General features: G+C 74.2%; 18 protein-coding genes and 1 pseudogene. 14 read left to right on the plus strand and 5 right to left on the minus strand.

Going from position 1 to position 16,694, the window contains the following annotated elements; all coding sequences use genetic code 11:
- Positions 1-104: pseudogene (locus OO57_RS42310) on the plus strand (IS481 family transposase); the annotation flags it as partial.
- A gap of 123 nt (positions 105-227) precedes the next feature.
- Here the strand turns inward: OO57_RS42310 and OO57_RS07880 are convergent.
- On the minus strand, positions 228-1,517 hold the full coding sequence (locus OO57_RS07880) for an ABC transporter substrate-binding protein (protein ID WP_051776886.1): 1,290 nt from the start codon (positions 1,515-1,517) through the stop codon (positions 228-230).
- Between the two features lie 282 nt (positions 1,518-1,799).
- On the opposite strand from OO57_RS07880, the gene OO57_RS07885 reads away from it, so the two are divergent.
- The 8 genes from OO57_RS07885 to OO57_RS07920 all read left to right on the plus strand — a co-directional run bounded on the left by OO57_RS07885 (position 1,800) and on the right by OO57_RS07920 (position 9,242).
- Positions 1,800-2,237, plus strand: a complete 438-nt coding sequence (locus OO57_RS07885) for an SCO4402 family protein (protein ID WP_234337263.1) — start codon at positions 1,800-1,802, stop codon at positions 2,235-2,237.
- Positions 2,238-2,371: 134 nt separating this feature from the next.
- The gene (gene purU / locus OO57_RS07890) at positions 2,372-3,235 is read left to right on the plus strand and encodes a formyltetrahydrofolate deformylase (RefSeq protein ID WP_033251599.1); all 864 of its coding nucleotides are present in this window, start codon (positions 2,372-2,374) and stop codon (positions 3,233-3,235) included.
- Between the two features lie 401 nt (positions 3,236-3,636).
- A complete protein-coding gene (locus tag OO57_RS07895) occupies positions 3,637-4,194 on the plus strand; it encodes an ATP-binding protein (protein ID WP_081973531.1) in 558 nt (185 codons plus the stop codon).
- A 391-nt stretch (positions 4,195-4,585) separates the two neighbouring features.
- A complete protein-coding gene (locus OO57_RS07900; protein ID WP_234337264.1) occupies positions 4,586-5,854 on the plus strand; it encodes an MFS transporter in 1,269 nt (422 codons plus the stop codon).
- 95 nt (positions 5,855-5,949) lie between these two features.
- Complete coding sequence (locus tag OO57_RS07905) at positions 5,950-7,269, plus strand: MFS transporter (RefSeq protein WP_081973532.1); 1,320 nt, start codon at positions 5,950-5,952, stop codon at positions 7,267-7,269.
- 9 nt (positions 7,270-7,278) lie between these two features.
- Positions 7,279-7,806 (plus strand): GNAT family N-acetyltransferase, encoded by a 528-nt coding sequence (locus tag OO57_RS07910; protein WP_033251600.1) that lies wholly within the window; start codon positions 7,279-7,281, stop codon positions 7,804-7,806.
- Between the two features lie 74 nt (positions 7,807-7,880).
- A complete protein-coding gene (locus OO57_RS07915; RefSeq protein ID WP_033251601.1) occupies positions 7,881-8,210 on the plus strand; it encodes a DUF4229 domain-containing protein in 330 nt (109 codons plus the stop codon).
- A gap of 6 nt (positions 8,211-8,216) precedes the next feature.
- Positions 8,217-9,242, plus strand: a complete 1,026-nt coding sequence (locus OO57_RS07920; RefSeq protein ID WP_051776887.1) for a LacI family DNA-binding transcriptional regulator — start codon at positions 8,217-8,219, stop codon at positions 9,240-9,242.
- 24 nt (positions 9,243-9,266) lie between these two features.
- Here OO57_RS07920 and OO57_RS07925 read toward each other — a convergent pair whose 3' ends face one another.
- Together OO57_RS07925 and OO57_RS07930 are read right to left on the minus strand one after the other, a co-directional pair.
- Positions 9,267-9,701, minus strand: coding sequence for a GNAT family N-acetyltransferase (locus OO57_RS07925; RefSeq protein ID WP_033251706.1), 435 nt, complete (start codon positions 9,699-9,701; stop codon positions 9,267-9,269).
- 372 nt (positions 9,702-10,073) lie between these two features.
- On the minus strand, positions 10,074-11,267 hold the full coding sequence (locus OO57_RS07930; protein WP_033251602.1) for an MFS transporter: 1,194 nt from the start codon (positions 11,265-11,267) through the stop codon (positions 10,074-10,076).
- A 422-nt stretch (positions 11,268-11,689) separates the two neighbouring features.
- Here OO57_RS07930 and OO57_RS07935 point away from each other — a divergent pair, with 422 nt between their 5' ends.
- On the plus strand, positions 11,690-13,021 hold the full coding sequence (locus OO57_RS07935) for a dicarboxylate/amino acid:cation symporter (RefSeq protein ID WP_033251603.1): 1,332 nt from the start codon (positions 11,690-11,692) through the stop codon (positions 13,019-13,021).
- 125 nt (positions 13,022-13,146) lie between these two features.
- Positions 13,147-13,707, plus strand: coding sequence for a Uma2 family endonuclease (locus OO57_RS07940; protein ID WP_033251604.1), 561 nt, complete (start codon positions 13,147-13,149; stop codon positions 13,705-13,707).
- A gap of 12 nt (positions 13,708-13,719) precedes the next feature.
- Here the strand turns inward: OO57_RS07940 and OO57_RS43655 are convergent, their stop codons facing one another.
- Complete coding sequence (locus OO57_RS43655; RefSeq protein WP_158715053.1) at positions 13,720-13,875, minus strand: hypothetical protein; 156 nt, start codon at positions 13,873-13,875, stop codon at positions 13,720-13,722.
- Between the two features lie 159 nt (positions 13,876-14,034).
- Between OO57_RS43655 and OO57_RS07945 the strand changes: the two genes are divergently transcribed.
- On the plus strand, positions 14,035-14,397 hold the full coding sequence (locus OO57_RS07945; RefSeq protein ID WP_033251605.1) for a DUF1304 domain-containing protein: 363 nt from the start codon (positions 14,035-14,037) through the stop codon (positions 14,395-14,397).
- Positions 14,394-14,993 carry a TetR/AcrR family transcriptional regulator gene (locus tag OO57_RS07950; protein WP_051776888.1) on the plus strand — a complete coding sequence of 200 codons (600 nt, stop codon included), beginning with the start codon at positions 14,394-14,396 and terminating at the stop codon, positions 14,991-14,993. Before OO57_RS07945 ends, OO57_RS07950 begins: the two co-directional genes overlap by 4 nt.
- A gap of 241 nt (positions 14,994-15,234) precedes the next feature.
- Here the strand turns inward: OO57_RS07950 and OO57_RS07955 are convergent, their stop codons facing one another.
- Entirely contained in the window at positions 15,235-15,438 is a 204-nt protein-coding gene (locus OO57_RS07955; protein WP_003998944.1) for a cold-shock protein, read from the minus strand.
- 354 nt (positions 15,439-15,792) lie between these two features.
- Here OO57_RS07955 and OO57_RS07960 point away from each other — a divergent pair, with 354 nt between their 5' ends.
- Positions 15,793-16,680 carry a menaquinone biosynthetic enzyme MqnA/MqnD family protein gene (locus OO57_RS07960; protein ID WP_033251607.1) on the plus strand — a complete coding sequence of 296 codons (888 nt, stop codon included), beginning with the start codon at positions 15,793-15,795 and terminating at the stop codon, positions 16,678-16,680.
- Positions 16,681-16,694: the final 14 nt, after the last annotated feature.

A 16,694-nucleotide genomic window follows, 5' to 3' on the forward strand; every position in this document is an offset into this window, starting at 1 on the left:
ACCCCGCCTGGCTCCACACCTACAATCACCACCGCGGACACACCGCACTCGCCGGCCAACCACCCGCCAGCCGCGTCCCCAACCTCACAGGACAGAACATCTAGGGCGACACGCCCCTGCTTTCGCGCTCGCCGGGGCCGGGGTCCGCGCTCGTCGGGGTTCGCGCTCGTCGGGGTTCGTGCCCGCCGGGGTTCGCGCTCGTCGGGTTCGCGCTCGTCAGGCTTCGCTCACGCGGGCGGTTCGCCGTTGGTGAGGACCCAGCGGACGTCGGTGAAGCCCTGGTGCTGCTCGGTGAGGCGGCCGCCCCGGACCTGCTGGAAGGTGACGGAGGTGTTCACCAGGCGGGGGGAGTCCGCGCTGGGGAGCATGTTGGTGACGCCCCAGCTGAGCGGCGGGGTGGTGCCCGCGGTGTCGATGGGGTCGCCGCTGTCGAGGACGACCTGGAGGGCCTTCGCGGTGACCGGCAGGCTCCTGTCGATCCGGCCGACGGCCTGGCGGAGGACCGCGTAGGCGACCCAGGTGGTCTGCACGCCGGGGTCGGCGACGTCGATGGTGGCGCCGTTGCCGTAGCTGCGGGCGGTCTCGCGGAGGCCGTCCCAGACGGTGGAGGCCTCGGCGGGGAACCAGCCGGTGGCGTACGCGCCGCGCAGGGGGCCGTTGTCGCCGCCGGTGGAGTCGACCACGGACTGCTGGAAGGAGCCGATGACGGAGGCGAGTTGGGTGTTCTTCGGGTTGGCGCGGCGGTACGGGTCGAGCAGGTTGGCGGTGGGTTCGGCGCCGAGCGCGGAGAGCATGCAGTTGCCGGGCCGGTCGTCGCCGACGGCCCGGCGGGTGTACGGGGAGTAGTCGTTGGACTTCTCGGGGGCCTTGACGTCGGTGACCTTGATGCCGGTCCGCGCGACGGCGCTGGTGAGGTAGTTGACCAGGGTGTCGCCGGCCCGGGTGTCGGGGCGGATCAGGGCGATCTGCTTGCAGCCGGCCTCGACGAGCTGGCGCCCGCTGCCCGCGACGAGGGCGGGCAGGCCGCCGTTGACGGGGTAGGAGAGCGGGCTGCTGAACTCGGGGCTGGAGAGGCCGTAGCCGCCCAGGAAGGGGATGCCGGCCTGTTCGAGGATCGGCATGAAGCTGCTGCCGTACTGGCTGGCGGAGCCGACCACGGCGACGGCGCGGGCGTTGACGGCCTGCTCGGCGCAGGCGGTGGCGCCGTCGGTGGTGTCGTGCTCGTTGCAGGTGAGGATGCGGACCCGGTGGCCGTTCAGGCCGCCGTGCTCGTTGAGCTCGCGGCCGACGGCCTCGGCGAGGGCGGTCATGCCGGGGCGGTCGGCGGCTCCGGTGCCGGACGGGGCCCAGGTCATGACGGTGACGTCCTGCCCGGCGGCGTCGGCGGCGGCGGGCCCGCCGCAGGCGGAGGCGGAGAGCAGGGCGGGCAGGACCGCGGCGGAGGCCGCCAGGGCGGTGGCCGCGCGGCGTCGTCCGCTGACGGCGGGTACCGGGTGGTGGGTTCCGTGCCGCGTCATGGCGCTCTTTCCTCCCTGGAGGTGCTGCTTCGGGTCGTCCCGTGCTCCGTTGCGCAGGTTCGGCGGACCAAGGGTGGTCGCCACCGCGCACGCTGAGAGGGACGCGATGTGAACGGACCGCCAACGGGGGAGGAACACGGAGAGTTGCCGCCCGGTGACGCGTGTAGAGCCGGGCCGGGCGGGAACGTACGATCGACTCCCGTGTCCGACAGCCTCGATTCTCCGCACCGGTCTGCCCGAAACACTTCTCGAACGGGCGGCCGCTCCAGCACGATGGGCGCCATGCCCCTGAGCGATCTGCCCTGGTGGCGCTGGCGGGCCCGGATCCGCTCGGCGCTGCACATGTTCTCCGACCCCGCGTTCCAGCGTTCGGCCTGGCTGGAGGGCCCCGGCGGGTACGGCGACGTCACCGACGCCGTGTACCGGCTGGTGGAGGACAGCTGGCTGGACCGCTGGTCGGCGGAGAAGTACGTGGGCTCGGTCTTCCGGGACTCCGCGGAGGCGGTCGCGGTGGACGGCGCGGTGCTGCGGGTGCTGCGGATCCTGCACCAGGTCGGCGCGGACGCCCCGGCCGCCGCGTACCTGGGCCACCCGGACTGGGCGGAGGCGGTGCGGGCGGCCCGCGAGGCGCACCACCGGCTGGCCGTCAACGACGGCGACGACCCCGACCTGCCGCCGCTCCCGCTGGCCGAGCTGCGGCGACTGACCGCGCGCGGCTGAGCGGTGCCCCCGCCGGGGGCGGTCTCGGGTGGCGGGCGGCGTCCGCGTACCGCGGCGATCTGTGCCAGGCTGGGCCGTTGCCCGTCCTCACCCGAACCGAGGAAAACCAGAACCCAGAAACGGGGCCCCGCGCGATGGAAGAGACCGCCCGCACCCAGTACGTCCTGACGCTGTCCTGCCCCGACAAGCAGGGCATCGTGCACGCGGTCTCCAGCTACCTGTTCATGACGGGTTGCAACATCATCGACAGCCAGCAGTTCGGCGACGCCGGGACGGGCCTGTTCTTCATGCGGGTGCACTTCTCCGCGGAGGAGCCGGTCACCGCGGAGAAGCTCCGGGCGAGCTTCTCCGCGATCGGCGACTCGTTCCGGATGGAGTGGCAGATCCACGCCTCCGCGGAGCGGATGCGGGTGCTGCTGATGGTCTCCAAGTTCGGGCACTGCCTGAACGACCTGCTGTTCCGCACCCGGATCGGGGCGCTGCCGGTGGAGATCGTCGGCGTGGTCTCCAACCACACCGACTTCCGCGAGCTGACCGAGTCGTACGGCATCGCCTTCCACCACCTCCCGGTGACCCGGGACACCAAGGCCGCCGCCGAGCAGCAGCTGCTCGACCTGGTCGCCGAGGAGCGGGTCGACCTGGTGGTGCTGGCCCGCTACATGCAGGTGCTCTCGGACGGGCTGTGCAAGGCGCTGTCCGGACGGGTCATCAACATCCACCACTCCTTCCTGCCGAGCTTCAAGGGCGCCAAGCCGTACCACCAGGCGCACGCCCGGGGCGTGAAGCTGATCGGCGCCACCGCGCACTACGTCACCGCCGACCTGGACGAGGGCCCGATCATCGAGCAGGAGGTCGCCCGGGTCACCCACGACGTCACCCCGGAGCAGCTGGTGGCGCTCGGCCGGGACGTCGAGTGCCAGGCGCTGGCCCGCGCCGTGAAGTGGCACAGCGAGCGCCGGGTGCTGCTGAACGGTTCGCGCACCGTGGTGTTCGCCTGACGCCCCTTCCGCGGGCCCCCCGCCCGTCCTGCCGACGGCTGCTCAAGGCCCTTCCGGCCGCCCGGTGTTCGAGCGCGGCTGGACATTTGTAGGAAGGGTGGTTCGCACGTGGCGCCCCGGTGCCGGGCGCGCCGTCGGCGGTACGGTCGTGGGTACCCGTGAGGGCGGTGCCGCCGACCGGTCGTGCGAACCCCGGCAGGGTGAGCGGGACAGTATGCACCGAGCCGTCCCCCGAACGCTGGAATATGCCCGAAGCTCTTGCTGCGACCCGGCCGCGGAATCATTCTGGGGCGTATTCGTGTCGATGCCATGGGCAGTCCCGGTCGGTGCCCCCCGCTGCGGGGGGCCGGCCGGACCGGCGGGATCAAACGGGCCGAATACCTAGTGCGGGTGGTGGAGCGGTGCAGGTACTCCAGGTACAGCTGGCGGTCCAGGCGGATCCGGCAGAGGTGTCACGGGCGCGGCGGTGGGTCCGTGACCGGCTGCGGGCGGGCGGGATCGACCAGGACTCCCCGGTGGCCGAGACCCTGGTGCTGGTGGTCTCCGAGCTGGTCACCAACGCGGTGGTGCACACCGGCCGCCCGGCGGTGCTCAGGCTGCTGCTGCCGGTCGACCCGGCCGCCGCGCCGCCCGCCGTCCGGGTCGAGGTCTTCGACACCAGCTGCACCGCACCCGCGCCCCGGCACGCCGGGGCCGACGAGGACGCCACCAACGGGCGCGGCCTGGAGCTGGTCGAGCTGCTCTGCGCGCGCTGGGGCTGGTACCCGGACGGCTCCGGCAAGCGGGTGTGGTGCGAGATCGGCGACCCGGACGCGCCCTGCGGGCTGGTGGCGCAGCCGGCGGCCCAGGCGGCCCAGGCGGCCCCGGCCGTCCAGGCCGTCCAGGCCGTCCAGCCGGTCCAGCCCCAGCCCCAGCCGGTCCAGGCGGCGCGGGCGGCCCGGGTGGTCTCGGTCCGCTGAGCTCCGGGGGGCGGTGCGCGGCGCGCCGGTCGGGCGCCGGTCGCGCGCGGTCCGCGCCCCGATGATCCTGTCTGAATTTCGGACAACCCATTGACGTGACGTATCCGACTGATCACTCTTGGGTGCGGCGCCCGTTGCGAGGGGACGCCGAGGGAGACCGGGCGGTGCCGACACTCAGGGGGTCGTTGGCCGACCCCGTCCGGAACCTCGGCGAAATCGGGCCGCCCGGGCGTCACGGCTTCAGGGCCCGGACGCCGACCGGACGGCGTCCCGCCGTGCCGTGCTCGGGGTGCGCACGGCGGGCCGCCGTTCCGCCAGCGGGCGCGCGGTCGCCGCATCGTGACCCAAAACCACTGGAAACCAGCAGTGGTCTACACCAAAACTGAGCGGTGTGACCGCACCCGAACTGCAATCCCTCCCCACCCCACAGGTCAGCACGCCGAAACCGCCCGCCATCTGGTCGGGCAACTTCCGCCGCTACTTCACCGCCCGCACCGCCGGACTGCTCAGCGACGCGATGCTCCCGGTGGCGGTCTCGGCCGGCCTGGTGACCGCCGGCTACAGGACCTCCGAGGTCGGCTTCGCGATGGCCTTCCTGCTCGGCCCGTTCGCCGGACTGGTGCTGTTCGGCGGGGTGCTCGCCGACCGGTTCACCGCCCGGCGGCTGATGATCTTCGCCGACCTGCTCAACCTCGTCACCCGGGTGCTGCTCGCCGCGCTGTTCTTCCACGGCTTCGACCAGCTCTGGCAGCTCTACCTGCTGCTCGCGCTGGCCGGCACCGCCGCCGCGATGTTCCAGCCCGGCGCCGCCTCCACCGTCCCGCTGGTCGCCGGCGACGTGCAGGGCGCCAACGGCGTGCTGCGGATCTCCGAGGCGCTGACCGGCCTGGCCGGGCCCTCGCTGGCCGCCGCGCTGATCACCGTCTCCACCGGCTGGGTGATGGTGATCGCCGCCGTGATGTACGCGGTCAGCGCCCTCTGCCTGCTGGCCCTGCGGCTGGGCCCCGTCCCCGCCCCGCCGCCCGGCGACAGCCTGTGGCAGAACCTGGTGGCGGGCTGGCACGAGTTCTGGTCCCGCAGCTGGATGTGGGGCGTCATCCTGATCTGGATGGTCTTCACCGTGCTCTCCTGGGGCCCGCTCGCCCCCGTGGTGGTCGGCGACATCGCCAAGCGCGACGGCGTGGTCGTCTACGGCGTCATCAACAGCATGCTCGGCGCGGGCACCATCATCGGCGGCGTCCTCGCCATCCGGGTCAAGCCGGTCCGCCCGCTGGCCGCCGGTGCCGCCGCGCTGTTCCTGTTCGCCGTCCAGCAGTTCGCCTTCGCGGCGGGCCTGCCCTGGCCGCTGCTCGGCGCCGCCCAGCTGGTCTCCGGCATCGGCATCAGCTTCTGGGGCGTCATGTGGGCCACCAGCGTGCAGACCCAGGTGCCCGGCGAGGTGCTCAACCGGATCCACGCGTACGAAGTGGCGGGCTCCGTCTGCATGTTCCCGCTCGGCTCGGCGCTGGCCGGGCCCGCCGTCAACGCCCTCGGCACCACCCAGGTCTACCTGATCGGCGGCCTGGTCACCCTGGGCACCGCCACCGCGCTGCTGCTCAGCCCGCCGATCCGCAACCTGCGCCGGGCCCCCGACGCCGGGGTGGTCGCCGCCGGGCACTGAACGGCCCCGCCGACCGGGCCCGTTGACCGGAATTCGGGCACACGTGGCAGCCGGAGCCGTCGTCGGGCGGGGCCGGGGCCGGGAGACTCGGGCGGGTGAAGGAACTGGAACTCGCCGCCGCCCCGCCCCGCGACCCCGACCCGGCCCGCCGCGCCCCCCGCGTCCACTACGGCTGGATCGTGGTGGCCGTCTCGCTGGTCGTCCTGGTCGGCTCGGCCGGGTTCCGCTCCACGCCCAGCCTGATGATGGGCGCCCTGCACGACGAGTTCGGCTGGTCCCTCGCCACCATCTCCAGCGCGGTCTCCGTCAACCTGGCGCTGTACGGGCTCACCGCCCCGTTCGCCGCCGCCCTGATGGACCGCTTCGGCGTCCGCCCGGTGGTGGTCTGCGCCCTGCTCACCATCGCCACCGGCGCGGGCCTCACCCTGCTGATGAGCCGCCCCTGGCAGCTCGTCCTGTGCTGGGGCGTACTGGTCGGGCTCGGCAGCGGCTCGATGGCCGGGGCCTTCGCCACCACCGTCTCCGGCCGCTGGTTCCAGGCCCGGCAGGGCCTGGTCACCGGCCTCCTGACCGCCGCCGGGGCCGCCGGGAACCTGGTCTTCATGCCGCTGCTCGCCGCGCTCGTCGAGCACCACGGCTGGCGGACCGCGGTCGTGGTGGTCTCGCTCTGCGCCACCGCGGTGGCCGTCCCCGTCCTGCTGCTGATGCGCGAACGGCCCGCCGACGTCGGGCAGTTGCCGTACGGCGCGAGCACCGCCCCGCCGCCGCCGGTCACCGACGGGTCGGCGGTGGCCCGTTCGCTGCGGGTGCTGCGGCAGGCGGCCGGGCGGCGGGTGTTCTGGCTGCTGGCCGGGTCCTTCGCGATCTGCGGCGCCACCACCGTCGGCCTGGTCGGCACCCACTTCATCCCGGCCGCGCACGACCACGGCATGCCCGTCACCACCGGCGCCTCGCTGCTCGCCCTGATCGGCGTCTTCGACGTCGCCGGGACGATCGCCTCCGGCTGGTTCACCGACCGCTTCGACCCCGTCCGGCTGCTGACCGTCTACTACGCGCTGCGCGGGCTCTCGCTGGCCTTCCTGCCCGCGCTGTTCGCCGGGAGCCTGCGGCCGCCGATCCTCGCCTTCGTGGTGTTCTACGGCCTGGACTGGGTCGCCACCGTCCCGCCCACCGTCGCGCTCTGCCGCCGCCACTTCGGCGAGGACGCCCCGATCGTCTTCGGCTGGGTCCTGGCCGCGCACCAGGTCGGCGCCGCCGCGGTGGCCGGGCTGGCGGGGCTGGCCCGCGACCGCTTCGGCGACTACGACGCGACCTGGTACGCGGCGGGGGGCCTGTGCGCGGTCGCGGTGGGCTGCTGCCTGGCGCTGCGCGGGCGGGCGCGGCCGGGCACGGGCACGGGGGCGGTGCCCGCTTAGGCTGGCCGCATGAGCCTGCGATTCGTACTGGACCCCGAGCCGACCCCCGAACTGCGCGAGGAGGTCGTCGCGCTGTGGACGGAGGTCTCCAACGCCGGGGGCGCGGTCGGGTTCGTGCCGCCGGTGACGGCGCAGGACGTCCGGCCGGTGGCGGAGCGGCAGTTCGCGGCGCTGGACCGGGACCGGCTGCTGGTCGGGTACGAGCCGGACGGGCGGCTGGTGGCGGTGGTGTTCTTCGAGGACCAGCGGTTCGGGCTGATGGACCACTGGCGGCTGCTGAAGCGGGTGATGGTGCACCCGAAGTCCCAGGGCCGCGGCCACGGCGCCCAACTGCTCGCGGAGGCGGAGCGGGTGGCCCGGGAGTGGGGCCTGGCCGGGCTGAAGCTGACCCTGCGCGGCGGGCACGGGCTGGAGCGGTTCTACGGGCGCAGCGGCTACGTGGAGGTCGGCCGGGTGCCGGGCGCGATCCGGGTCGCCCCGGGCGACGACCGCGACGACGTGACGATGTGGCTCGACCTGCGCGCTCCGGCGGTGTGAGGTCGTGCTTCACTGGGAGGGCCTATGAACCCCGCGCGCCCGCCGGCGCGACCCGCCAGCGAAGGACGATCCCGGTGAGCAGCAAGAACCACGCCACGCTCCGCTACACCTCGCTGCGGGCGAGCATCTTCCTGGCCTGCCTGCTGGTCGCCCTGGTGCTGGGGCACTTCGAGGTGATCCCGGTGGTCGGCTCGCTCGGCGTGCTGATCCTGTTCGCGCTGGCCGCGGTCGCCTCCTCGGCGATCAGCTACGTGGTGCTGAGCAAGCAGCGCGACGAGATGTCCGCGCAGATCGCCGAGCGGATCGAGGCCCGCAAGGTCCGCACGGTCGCCCGGGACTCGGCCGAGGACGCGGCGGACGACGCGGCCCGGGCGGCCGCGGCCCAGCAGGCCCAGGCCGGCTGACCGGCGTTGTCGGACAGCCCGCCCGGCAAGGGCACGCCCGGCGAGGGCGCGCGGCGGCGCCCGACCGGCCGTGACGTGGCCCGGCTGGCGGGGGTGTCGCAGGCGACGGTGTCGCTGGTGTTCTCCGGCAGCGCCGGGCACCGGGTCTCGGACGCCACCCGGGAGCGGATCCGCGCCGCGGCCCGCGAGCTGGGCTACCGCCCGCAGGCCGCCGGCCGGCAACTGCGGCTGGGCCGCAGCGGGATGGTGCTGCTGGCGGTGCCGAACCTGCTGGGGCCGTTCTTCGGCCGGGTGCTGACCGGCGTGCACGAGGAGGCGGCCCGGCACGGCCTGGCCGTGGTGGTCTCCAGCGGCTGGGACGCGGCGACGCTGGCCGAGGCGGCCGCGGCCGGGCGCTTCGACGGGCTGCTGGTGTGCTCGCCGGACGACCGGCAGCTGGGCGAACTGCCCGCCGACACCGCGGCGGTGTTCCTGGACGCCGACCCCGCCGACCGGCCGGGCCGCCCCACCGTCGAACTGGACCTGGCGGCGGGCATGCGGGCCGCCGTCGACCACCTCGCGGACCTCGGCCACCGGCGGATCGGCCACCTGCGCTCGGCGCACTCCGCGTACACCTTCCGGGTCCGGCAGGCGGCGTTCGCGGCGGCGTCCGCGGGCCTGGAGGTGCGGGAGCTCGCGGTCAGCCTGAACGAGGGCAGCCGGGAGGCGGAGCGGGCCGCCCGGGAGCTGCTGGCCGGGCCGGGGCGGCCGGGCGCGGTGGTCTGCGACGACGACGTGGTGGCGTCCGGCCTGTACCGGGCCGCGGCGGAGCTGGGACTGCGGATCCCGCACGACCTGTCGGTGGTCGGCATGGACAACATCCCGGTGGCGGAGCTGCTCAGCCCGCCGCTGACCACCGTCGACCTGCCGGGCGAGCAGCTCGGGCGGGCCGGGCTGGCCCTGCTGACCGCTCTGCTGGACGGCGAACTCCCGTCCCCGGTCGCCCCGTTGGCGACCACGCTGGTGGTGCGGGGCTCCACCGCGGCGGCCTGAGCGGCCTCCTGCCGCCCGGGCGTCCTACTGCTGCCCGAGGACCATCCACTTCCCGGACTCGGCCATCGGCTCGAACCCGACCCGGGCGTACACCTCGTGCGCGTCCCTGGTGGCCAGCATCACGCGGCGCAGCCCCAGCCCGGCGAGCTCGTCCCGGACGGCGGCGGTCAGCGCGGTGCCCAGGCCCCGGCCGCGGGCCTGCGGCGCGACGAACACGTCGCACAGCCAGGCGAAGGTGCTCCGGTCGGTCACCACCCGGGCGTACCCGACCTGGGTACCCGAACCCTCCTCGTACAGGCCGAAGTTGAGCGAGTTGTCGATGGCCCGCTCCTGCTTCTCGCGGGGCCGCCCGAGCGCCCAGTACGTCTCCTCGGAGAGCCAGCGGTGCACGGCCGCCCGGTCGAGGCGGTCGGGGTCGGTGGAGACGCGGTACCCGGCGGGCAGTTCGAAACTGGTCATGCGGCGCATCCAAGCAGGCGGGCGGGGGCGCGGGCGAGCACTTTCCGGTCGGGGAGACCGGGCGGACGCGGCGTGAACCGGTCGCGGGGATCCCGGCGGACGCGGTGCTCGGCGCCCCCGCCGGGCCGGAGGAGCCGGCCGGGCCGAGCGGGCGCTCGGGCAGCGGCTGCCGCGCGGGCCGGTGGAACTGCTGCGGGAGTGCGGCGGGGTCGGCGGCGGCCTGTCCGGCCGCCCGCGCACGCCCGAGGGCGAGGAGGCGCCCGTCCGGGACCACGGGACGGACGGCCGCACCCCGGTCCGCCGCCGGTTGGAGGACCACCTGCGGCGGGCGGCGGACCGAGGGCGGCGGCGACCGGCGGCGGGAGGGCCGGGTCAGGCGGGGACGAGGGCGGGAGCGGGCGGGCGCAGCCGGGTGCGGGCGGTGAGCAGCAGCAGGCCGCCGAGGGCGGTGCCGCCGGTGGCGCAGAGGGCGACGGCGTGCAGGGAGGCGTCGACCAGGGCGCCGGAGACGGCGTAGCCCGCGGCGTTGCCGGTGGCGAAGAGGGTGACGAGCCAGGCGAAGGCCTCGGTGACGGTGCCGGTCGGGGCGAGTTCGGCGACCAGGACGAAGGCGGCGGCCAGCAGCGGGGCCAGGCCCAGGCCGGAGACGAAGGCCAGGGCGGCCATCGGGCCGGGGTCGGGCAGGAGCAGCAGCGGCAGGTAGCAGGCGGCCATGCCGAGGGCGAGCACCCAGGTGCGGGTCGCGGTGTCGGCCCGCCAGCGGGCCGCGCCGTAGACCAGGGCGCCGAGCAGTCCGGCCAGCGCGGCCAGGGCGAGCAGGGTGCCCGCGCCGCCGGGCAGGCCGCCCGGGTGCTGTTCGGCGTACGCGATGAACAGCACGTTCTGCGCGCCGACCGCCCAGCCCGCGCCGGCCAGGCCGAGCAGCAGCAGGACCAGCCCGGGCGAGCGCAGCGGCCCGAGCAGCCCGGCGGAGGCCTCCCGCGGCGGGGCCTGCCAGGCCCGGGCGGGCGCGGACCCGGCCACCACCAGGGCGCCGAGCAGGCCGAGCACGGCGGCGGTCCACAGCGCGGCGGTGGGGGAGAGGACCCCGGCGATCCCGGCGACGGCGAGCGGCCCGGCCACGTACAGCACCTGCTGGGAGGCGGAGTCGAAGGCGTACGCGGTGTCGAGCTGCTCCTCGGCGACGACGTCCGGCCACAGCGAGCGCAGGCAGGGCTCCAGCGGGGGCATGCAGAGCCCGGCGACCGCGGCGCCGAGCGGGGCGGCGAGCGCGGAGCCGGGGGCGAGGGCGAGCAGGGCGTAGCCGGTGCCGGCCAGGGCGGCGGAGGCGAGCAGGACGCGGGGCTGCCCGGTCAGGTCGACGATCCGGCCGAGGACGGGCCCGCCGACGGCGGCGGCGATCGCGTACGCGGCGGTGGCCAGGCCGATCCGGCTGTACGGCGCCCCGGCCTCGCGCAGGGCGAGGGCGATGACCAGGGCGGTCATCCCGGCGGGGAGGCGGCCGAGCAGGGTGCCGAGCAGCAGCCGGGCGACGTGCGGGGCGCGGAGCAGTGCGGCGTAGCCCATGGGCGTCCTTCCGGCGGCGGGGTGTCGCTTCAAGTTATACGTATAACTGACGGGCGTCAAAGTCGGCCGGTCCTGGCTGATGGCCCGCCAGGAAAGGGTGGTTCGGCAACGATCTCAAACAAGTACTTTGAACATCTCAAAGGTTTGTTGCTAATGTTCCGGCCATGACCACCGCAGACGCCGCGCGCCAGGCCGGGACGAGCACCCCGCTCGTGCCGCGCTGCCCGCGTCTGCCCGGTGCCGTGGACGGCCCGCGCCGCTGTCGCTCCGGCGGCTGTATGCGGGCGGCACGCCGCTCCTGACGCACCGACACGCCCCAGCTGTCGGCCCCCGGGCCTCCCCGCCCGGCCCCGCGTCCGTCGTGCCGCCGCCTCCGCCCCTCCCCCCCGCCTGCTCCACCACCCCCCCGGAGACGCACACCCATGTCCACCGCGCCCGCGCCCACCCTGCTGGGACGCCTCCGCCGCACCCCCTTCTGGGTCCAGATCGTCGGCGGCCTCGTCCTCGGCCTGCTGCTCGGCTGGATCGCCCGCTCCGGCGACGTGTCCTGGCTGAAGACCACCCTCGACACCATCGGCAAGACCTTCGTCCAGCTGCTCAAGCTGGCCGTCCCGCCGCTGGTCTTCACCGCGATCGTCGTCTCGGTCGCCAACCTGCGGAACGTCACCAACGCCGCCCGGCTGGCCGCCCGCACCCTGTTCTGGTTCCTCGCCACCTCGCTGATCGCGGTCGCCGTCGGCCTCGGCCTCGGCCTGCTCACCGACCCCGGCAAGGGCGCCGACCTCTCCACCGCGGGCGTCAAGGGCGTGGAGAAGGGCGGCACCTGGGTCGACTTCCTCACCGGCATCGTCCCGACCAACATCGCCGACGCCTTCCTCAAGGTGAACGTCCTCCAGATCGTCTTCCTCGGCGTGGTCGTCGGCGCGGCCGTCCTCAAGCTCGGCGAGAAGGCCGAGCCGGTCCGCAAGCTCTCCGAGGCGATCCTCGAACTCGTCCAGACCGCCCTGTGGTGGGTCATCCGGCTCGCCCCGCTCGGCACCCTCGGCCTGATCGGCAAGTCCGTCGCCGCCTACGGCTGGGACCTGCTCAAGCCCTTCTCCACCCTCACCGTCGACGTCTACGCCGGCTGCGCGATCGTCCTGTTCGGCGTCTACTCGCTGCTGCTGCGCTTCGTGGCCGGCCTCAACCCGCTGAACTTCTTCAAGGGCGCCTGGCCCGCGATCCAGCTCGCCTTCGTCTCCCGCTCCTCGGTCGGCACCCTGCCCGTCACCCGCCGCGTCACCGAGCGCCTCGGCGTCCCGTCCGAGTACGCGAGCTTCGCCGTGCCGTTCGGCGCGACCACCAAGATGGACGGCTGCGCCGCGATCTACCCGTCGCTCGCCGCGATCTTCGTCGCCCAGGTGTACGGCATCGACCTCGGCGTCAAGGACTACCTGCTGATCGCCTTCGTCTCGGTGATCGGCTCCGCGGCCACCGCCGGCCTCACCGGCGCGATCGTGATGCTCACCCTGACCCTCTCCACCCTGGGCCTCCCGCTGGAGGGCGTCGGCCTGCTGCTGGCGATCGACCCGATCCTCGACATGATGCGCACCGCCACCAACGTGGCCGGTCAGGTCGTCGTCCCGATCCTGGTCTCCGCCCGCGAGAAGACCCTCGACCTCACCGCCTACAACAGCCCCACCGGCGACCTCCTCGCCGAGGACCGTCGGGTCACCGTCCCGGCCCAGGCCACCGGCGAGCCCGTCGTCGCCTGACCCCGGCCCGCTCCGCGCACACGAAGGCCCGCACCTCGGGAGGGTGCGGGCCTTCGCCCGTTGGAGTGAGGCCGCTTGGGGCGGGCCAGGGGGGTCGGTAGCGTGGAGCCGACGAAGGAGGGGCGATGAGCGCGCTGCCCAGCGAGCGGTCGTACGACGCCGTCGATCCGGAACAGGCCCTGAAGTACGCGATCCGGCACTACGCCGGCGACCGCGTCCAGATCGTGGAAGGGGTCATCGAACCGATGGCGCCGCAGTGGGATCACGAGACGCTGGCAGACGATCTCCGGTACCAACTCTTCGGCAGGGTCCGTGAGCTGGGCTGCGTGATGGGCTCGGGCGACCTCGACCTGCCGGGGTCGAGCAACTGGTACATCCCCGACATCGCGGTCGTCCCGCGCTCCCTCTCCAAGGGTGGCCGTGCGTTGCTGCCCGACCAGACGCTGCTGGTGGTCGAGGTGACGTCCGATTCGAACGGTGACACCGACCGGGTGGTGAAGCGGCGTCGGTACGCGGAGTACGGTGCCCCGCTGTACCTGCTGGTCGACCGTCAGGAACGGGCCTGCACGCTCTTCTCCGAGCCCGGGGCGCTCGGGTACACCAAGGCGATCGGACCGCTGCCGTTCGGCGAGCCGATCGAGCTGCCCGAGCCGTTCGGGCTGCGGGTGGACACGGCCGGGTTCTGAGCGGCAGCCGCGTCAGCGGCGGGCGTGGCGGATCCTGAAGCGGCCGAAGCCCGGGGTGCCGGTGATCTGGACGGTGGGGCCGGTGGTGGTGAGGGCCGCGTGGACGCGCTGGTCGGGTTCGTCCTGGGTGATCCGCTCCTCGGCGTGGGCGAGGTCGGGGCGGTCCACGGCGGCGTCGCGGTCGGCGCCGCCGCTCCCGGTCTGCGGCTGTCCGGGCGTGAGGTCGCCCGGGCGGCGTGGCCGGGGGACGACCGGCGGACGGGAGGGGATGGATCCTGGACGGTTGTCTATGTACTCTGGACACCTGTCCAAGAAGAGGAGGCGGCCGTGACGGTCGTGGCGACGGTGCTGGTCGGGGCGGTGGCCCTGCTGCACGGGTACATCCTGGTGCTGGAGATGTTCCTGTGGGAGAAGGCCCCGGGCCGGGCGCTGTCCGGGTTCGACGCCGAGCTGGCCCGCCGGACGGCCCCGCTGGCGGCCAACCAGGGCCTGTACAACGGCTTCCTGGCGGCCGGCCTGGTGTGGGGCCTGCTGGCGGACGACCCGACCGGCTTCCGGGTGCGGGTGTTCTTCCTGGCCTGCGTGCTGGTGGCGGGCCTGTACGGCGGGCTGACCGCGAACCGCCGGATCCTGCTGGTCCAGGCCCTGCCGGGCGCGGTGGCGCTGGCCGCGGTGCTGGCGGCCGGATGAGCGGGGCGGGCGCGGCGGGCGCGGCAGGCGTGCCGGGCGCGGCGGGCGACCCGCGGGCCGAGCGGACCAGGGCGAAGCTGCGGGCCGCCCTGCTGGCGGAGTGCGCGGACCGCCCGCTGGCGGAGCTGGGCGTGGCGGCGGTGGCGCGCCGGGCGGGCGTCGGCCGGGCGACGTTCTACCTGCACTACCCCGACCTGTCGGCGCTGGCGGTGGACGCCTGCGCGGGCGTGGTCCGGGAGGCGGTGGACGCGCTGCACGCCTGGCGCGGCGTCGCGGACCCGGCGGCGCCCCCGTCCGCACTGGTGGAGTTCTTCGGCCGGGCGGCCGTCCATGCCGGGCTGTACCGCGAGCTGCTGGCGCCGGGCGGCGGCGGCCCGCTGGGGCCGGTGCTGCACCGGGAACTGCGCGAGCGCAGCCGGACGGAGCGGGAGCTGGCCGGGGCCCCGGACGCGCCGCTGATCGCCTCGGCGGTGGCGGGCGCGTTCACCGGCGTCCTGGCCGACTGGCTGCACGGGCTGGTCGACGAACCCCCGGCGGCCGTCGCAGGACGGGTGTGGCGCCTGCTGATCGGCCTGCACCGCACGCCGCTGGCCTGACCGCGCCCGGCGCCGGTCCTCTCCCGGCACCGGCCCTCTCCCGGCGCCGGTCCTCTCCCGGCCCCGGGCGGGCGCCCCGGGCGGGTCCCGAAAGGGACGGTGCGGGGAAATGCGGGCGCAAACGGAGGAATGCGGCGGGAATGCGCGGAAAAGGCAGGAGGCCCGCCGGGGCGGGCCTCCTTGGGAACTGCTACTCGTACGGACCCGAGGGGCCGTGAGCGATCAAATGGGAGATCCCGTCTCAGACGGGGGTGACGTTCTCCGCCTGCGGGCCCTTCGGGCCCTGGGTGACGTCGAAGCTGACCGCCTGGTTCTCCTCCAGCGAGCGGAAACCGCTCGCGTTGATGGCGGAGTAGTGGACGAAGACGTCGGGGCCGCCGCCCTCCTGGGCGATGAAGCCGAAGCCCTTCTCGGCGTTGAACCACTTGACGGTTCCGGTCGCCATACCGTTCTCCTTGCGAGGGACGTTGTGGACGCCACACCTTGTGGCGCCCGGGTCCGCTGCGCTGATCGCCCTGCCTCCGGACGAGTCCGGAGTTTTTCGCACAGTGCTCAATCAAACCTCAATTGATGCCCTGATACTGCTGAAAAATTACAAAAAGCCTGCGGTTACATGCTCCGCAGGCTCCAAGTACTGCAAGGGGAATCAAACTGCAACTGAGGGGAACGGTAGCACGAGGGGGCTGCCCCGACCAGGGGTGAACAACGGTGTCGGACGGTGTGTCGGAGACCGGATGCGGAGCGTCCCAATCAGCGGGCATACCCTGCCGGGAGAGCACCGACGGCAAGGGAGCACACGGTGAGCAGTAGCGATGCCGGACGGCCGGAGAGCGCGGTCAGGCCGAGGGTCGGCCATATTCAGTTCCTCAACTGCCTTCCCCTCTACTGGGGCCTCGCGCGCACCGGGAACCTGCTCGACCTCGACCTCAGCAAGGACACCCCGGAGAAGCTCAGCGACCGGCTGGTCGCGGGCGAGCTCGACCTCGGACCGATCACCTGCGTGGAGTACCTGCGCAACGCGGGCGACCTGGTCGTCCTCCCCGACATCGCGGTCGGCAGCGACGGGCCGGTGATGTCCTGCGTGATCGTCAGCAAGGTCCCGCTGGCCGAACTCGACGGCCGCCGGGTCGCCCTCGGCTCGACCAGCCGCACCTCGGTGCGCCTGGCCCGGCTGCTGCTGGAGGAGCGCGAGGGCGTCCGTCCCGAGTACTTCTCCTGCCCGCCCGACCTGGACGCGATGCTCGCCGAGGCCGACGCCGCCGTCCTGATCGGCGACCCCGCGCTGCGCGCCTCGCTGGAGCAGGCCCCCCGGCAGGGGCTGGCCGTGCACGACCTCGGCGCGATGTGGAAGGACTGGACCGGCCTGCCGTTCGTCTTCGCCGTCTGGGCCGCCCGCCGCGAGTACGCCGAACGGCACCCCGGACTGACCGCCGCCGTCCACCGGGCCTTCCTGGAGTCCCGCGACCTCTCGCTGACCGAGGCCGCCAAGGTCGCCGAGCAGGCCGCCCGCTGGGAGGAGTTCGACGCCCCGCTGCTGGAGACGTACTTCTCCGAGGCGCTCGACTTCTCGCTCGGCGAGCGCCAGCTGGCCGGGATCGCCGAGTTCGCCCGCCGGGTCGCGCACGACAGCGGCTTCGCCCCGGACGTGCCGATCCGGCTGCTGGAGAGCGCGCCCGCGGCGGTCTGAGGGATTCTCCGTTC

This window comes from Kitasatospora phosalacinea (assembly GCF_000717185.1).
GTDB classification, from domain to species: domain Bacteria; phylum Actinomycetota; class Actinomycetes; order Streptomycetales; family Streptomycetaceae; genus Kitasatospora; species Kitasatospora phosalacinea_A.

What these genes read in the sequence shown, in the direction of transcription:
- OO57_RS07880 (WP_051776886.1), bottom strand. Translation starts at nt 1,517, where the DNA reads ATGACGCGGCACGGAACCCACCACCCGGTACCCGCCGTCAGCGGACGA.
- OO57_RS07885 (WP_234337263.1), top strand. Translation starts at nt 1,800, where the DNA reads ATGCCCCTGAGCGATCTGCCCTGGTGGCGCTGGCGGGCCCGGATCCGC.
- purU (WP_033251599.1), top strand. Translation starts at nt 2,372, where the DNA reads ATGGAAGAGACCGCCCGCACCCAGTACGTCCTGACGCTGTCCTGCCCC.
- OO57_RS07910 (WP_033251600.1), top strand. Translation starts at nt 7,279, where the DNA reads ATGAGCCTGCGATTCGTACTGGACCCCGAGCCGACCCCCGAACTGCGC.
- OO57_RS07925 (WP_033251706.1), bottom strand. Translation starts at nt 9,701, where the DNA reads ATGACCAGTTTCGAACTGCCCGCCGGGTACCGCGTCTCCACCGACCCC.
- OO57_RS07930 (WP_033251602.1), bottom strand. Translation starts at nt 11,267, where the DNA reads ATGGGCTACGCCGCACTGCTCCGCGCCCCGCACGTCGCCCGGCTGCTG.
- OO57_RS07935 (WP_033251603.1), top strand. Translation starts at nt 11,690, where the DNA reads ATGTCCACCGCGCCCGCGCCCACCCTGCTGGGACGCCTCCGCCGCACC.
- OO57_RS07940 (WP_033251604.1), top strand. Translation starts at nt 13,147, where the DNA reads ATGAGCGCGCTGCCCAGCGAGCGGTCGTACGACGCCGTCGATCCGGAA.
- OO57_RS07950 (WP_051776888.1), top strand. Translation starts at nt 14,394, where the DNA reads ATGAGCGGGGCGGGCGCGGCGGGCGCGGCAGGCGTGCCGGGCGCGGCG.
- OO57_RS07955 (WP_003998944.1), bottom strand. Translation starts at nt 15,438, where the DNA reads ATGGCGACCGGAACCGTCAAGTGGTTCAACGCCGAGAAGGGCTTCGGC.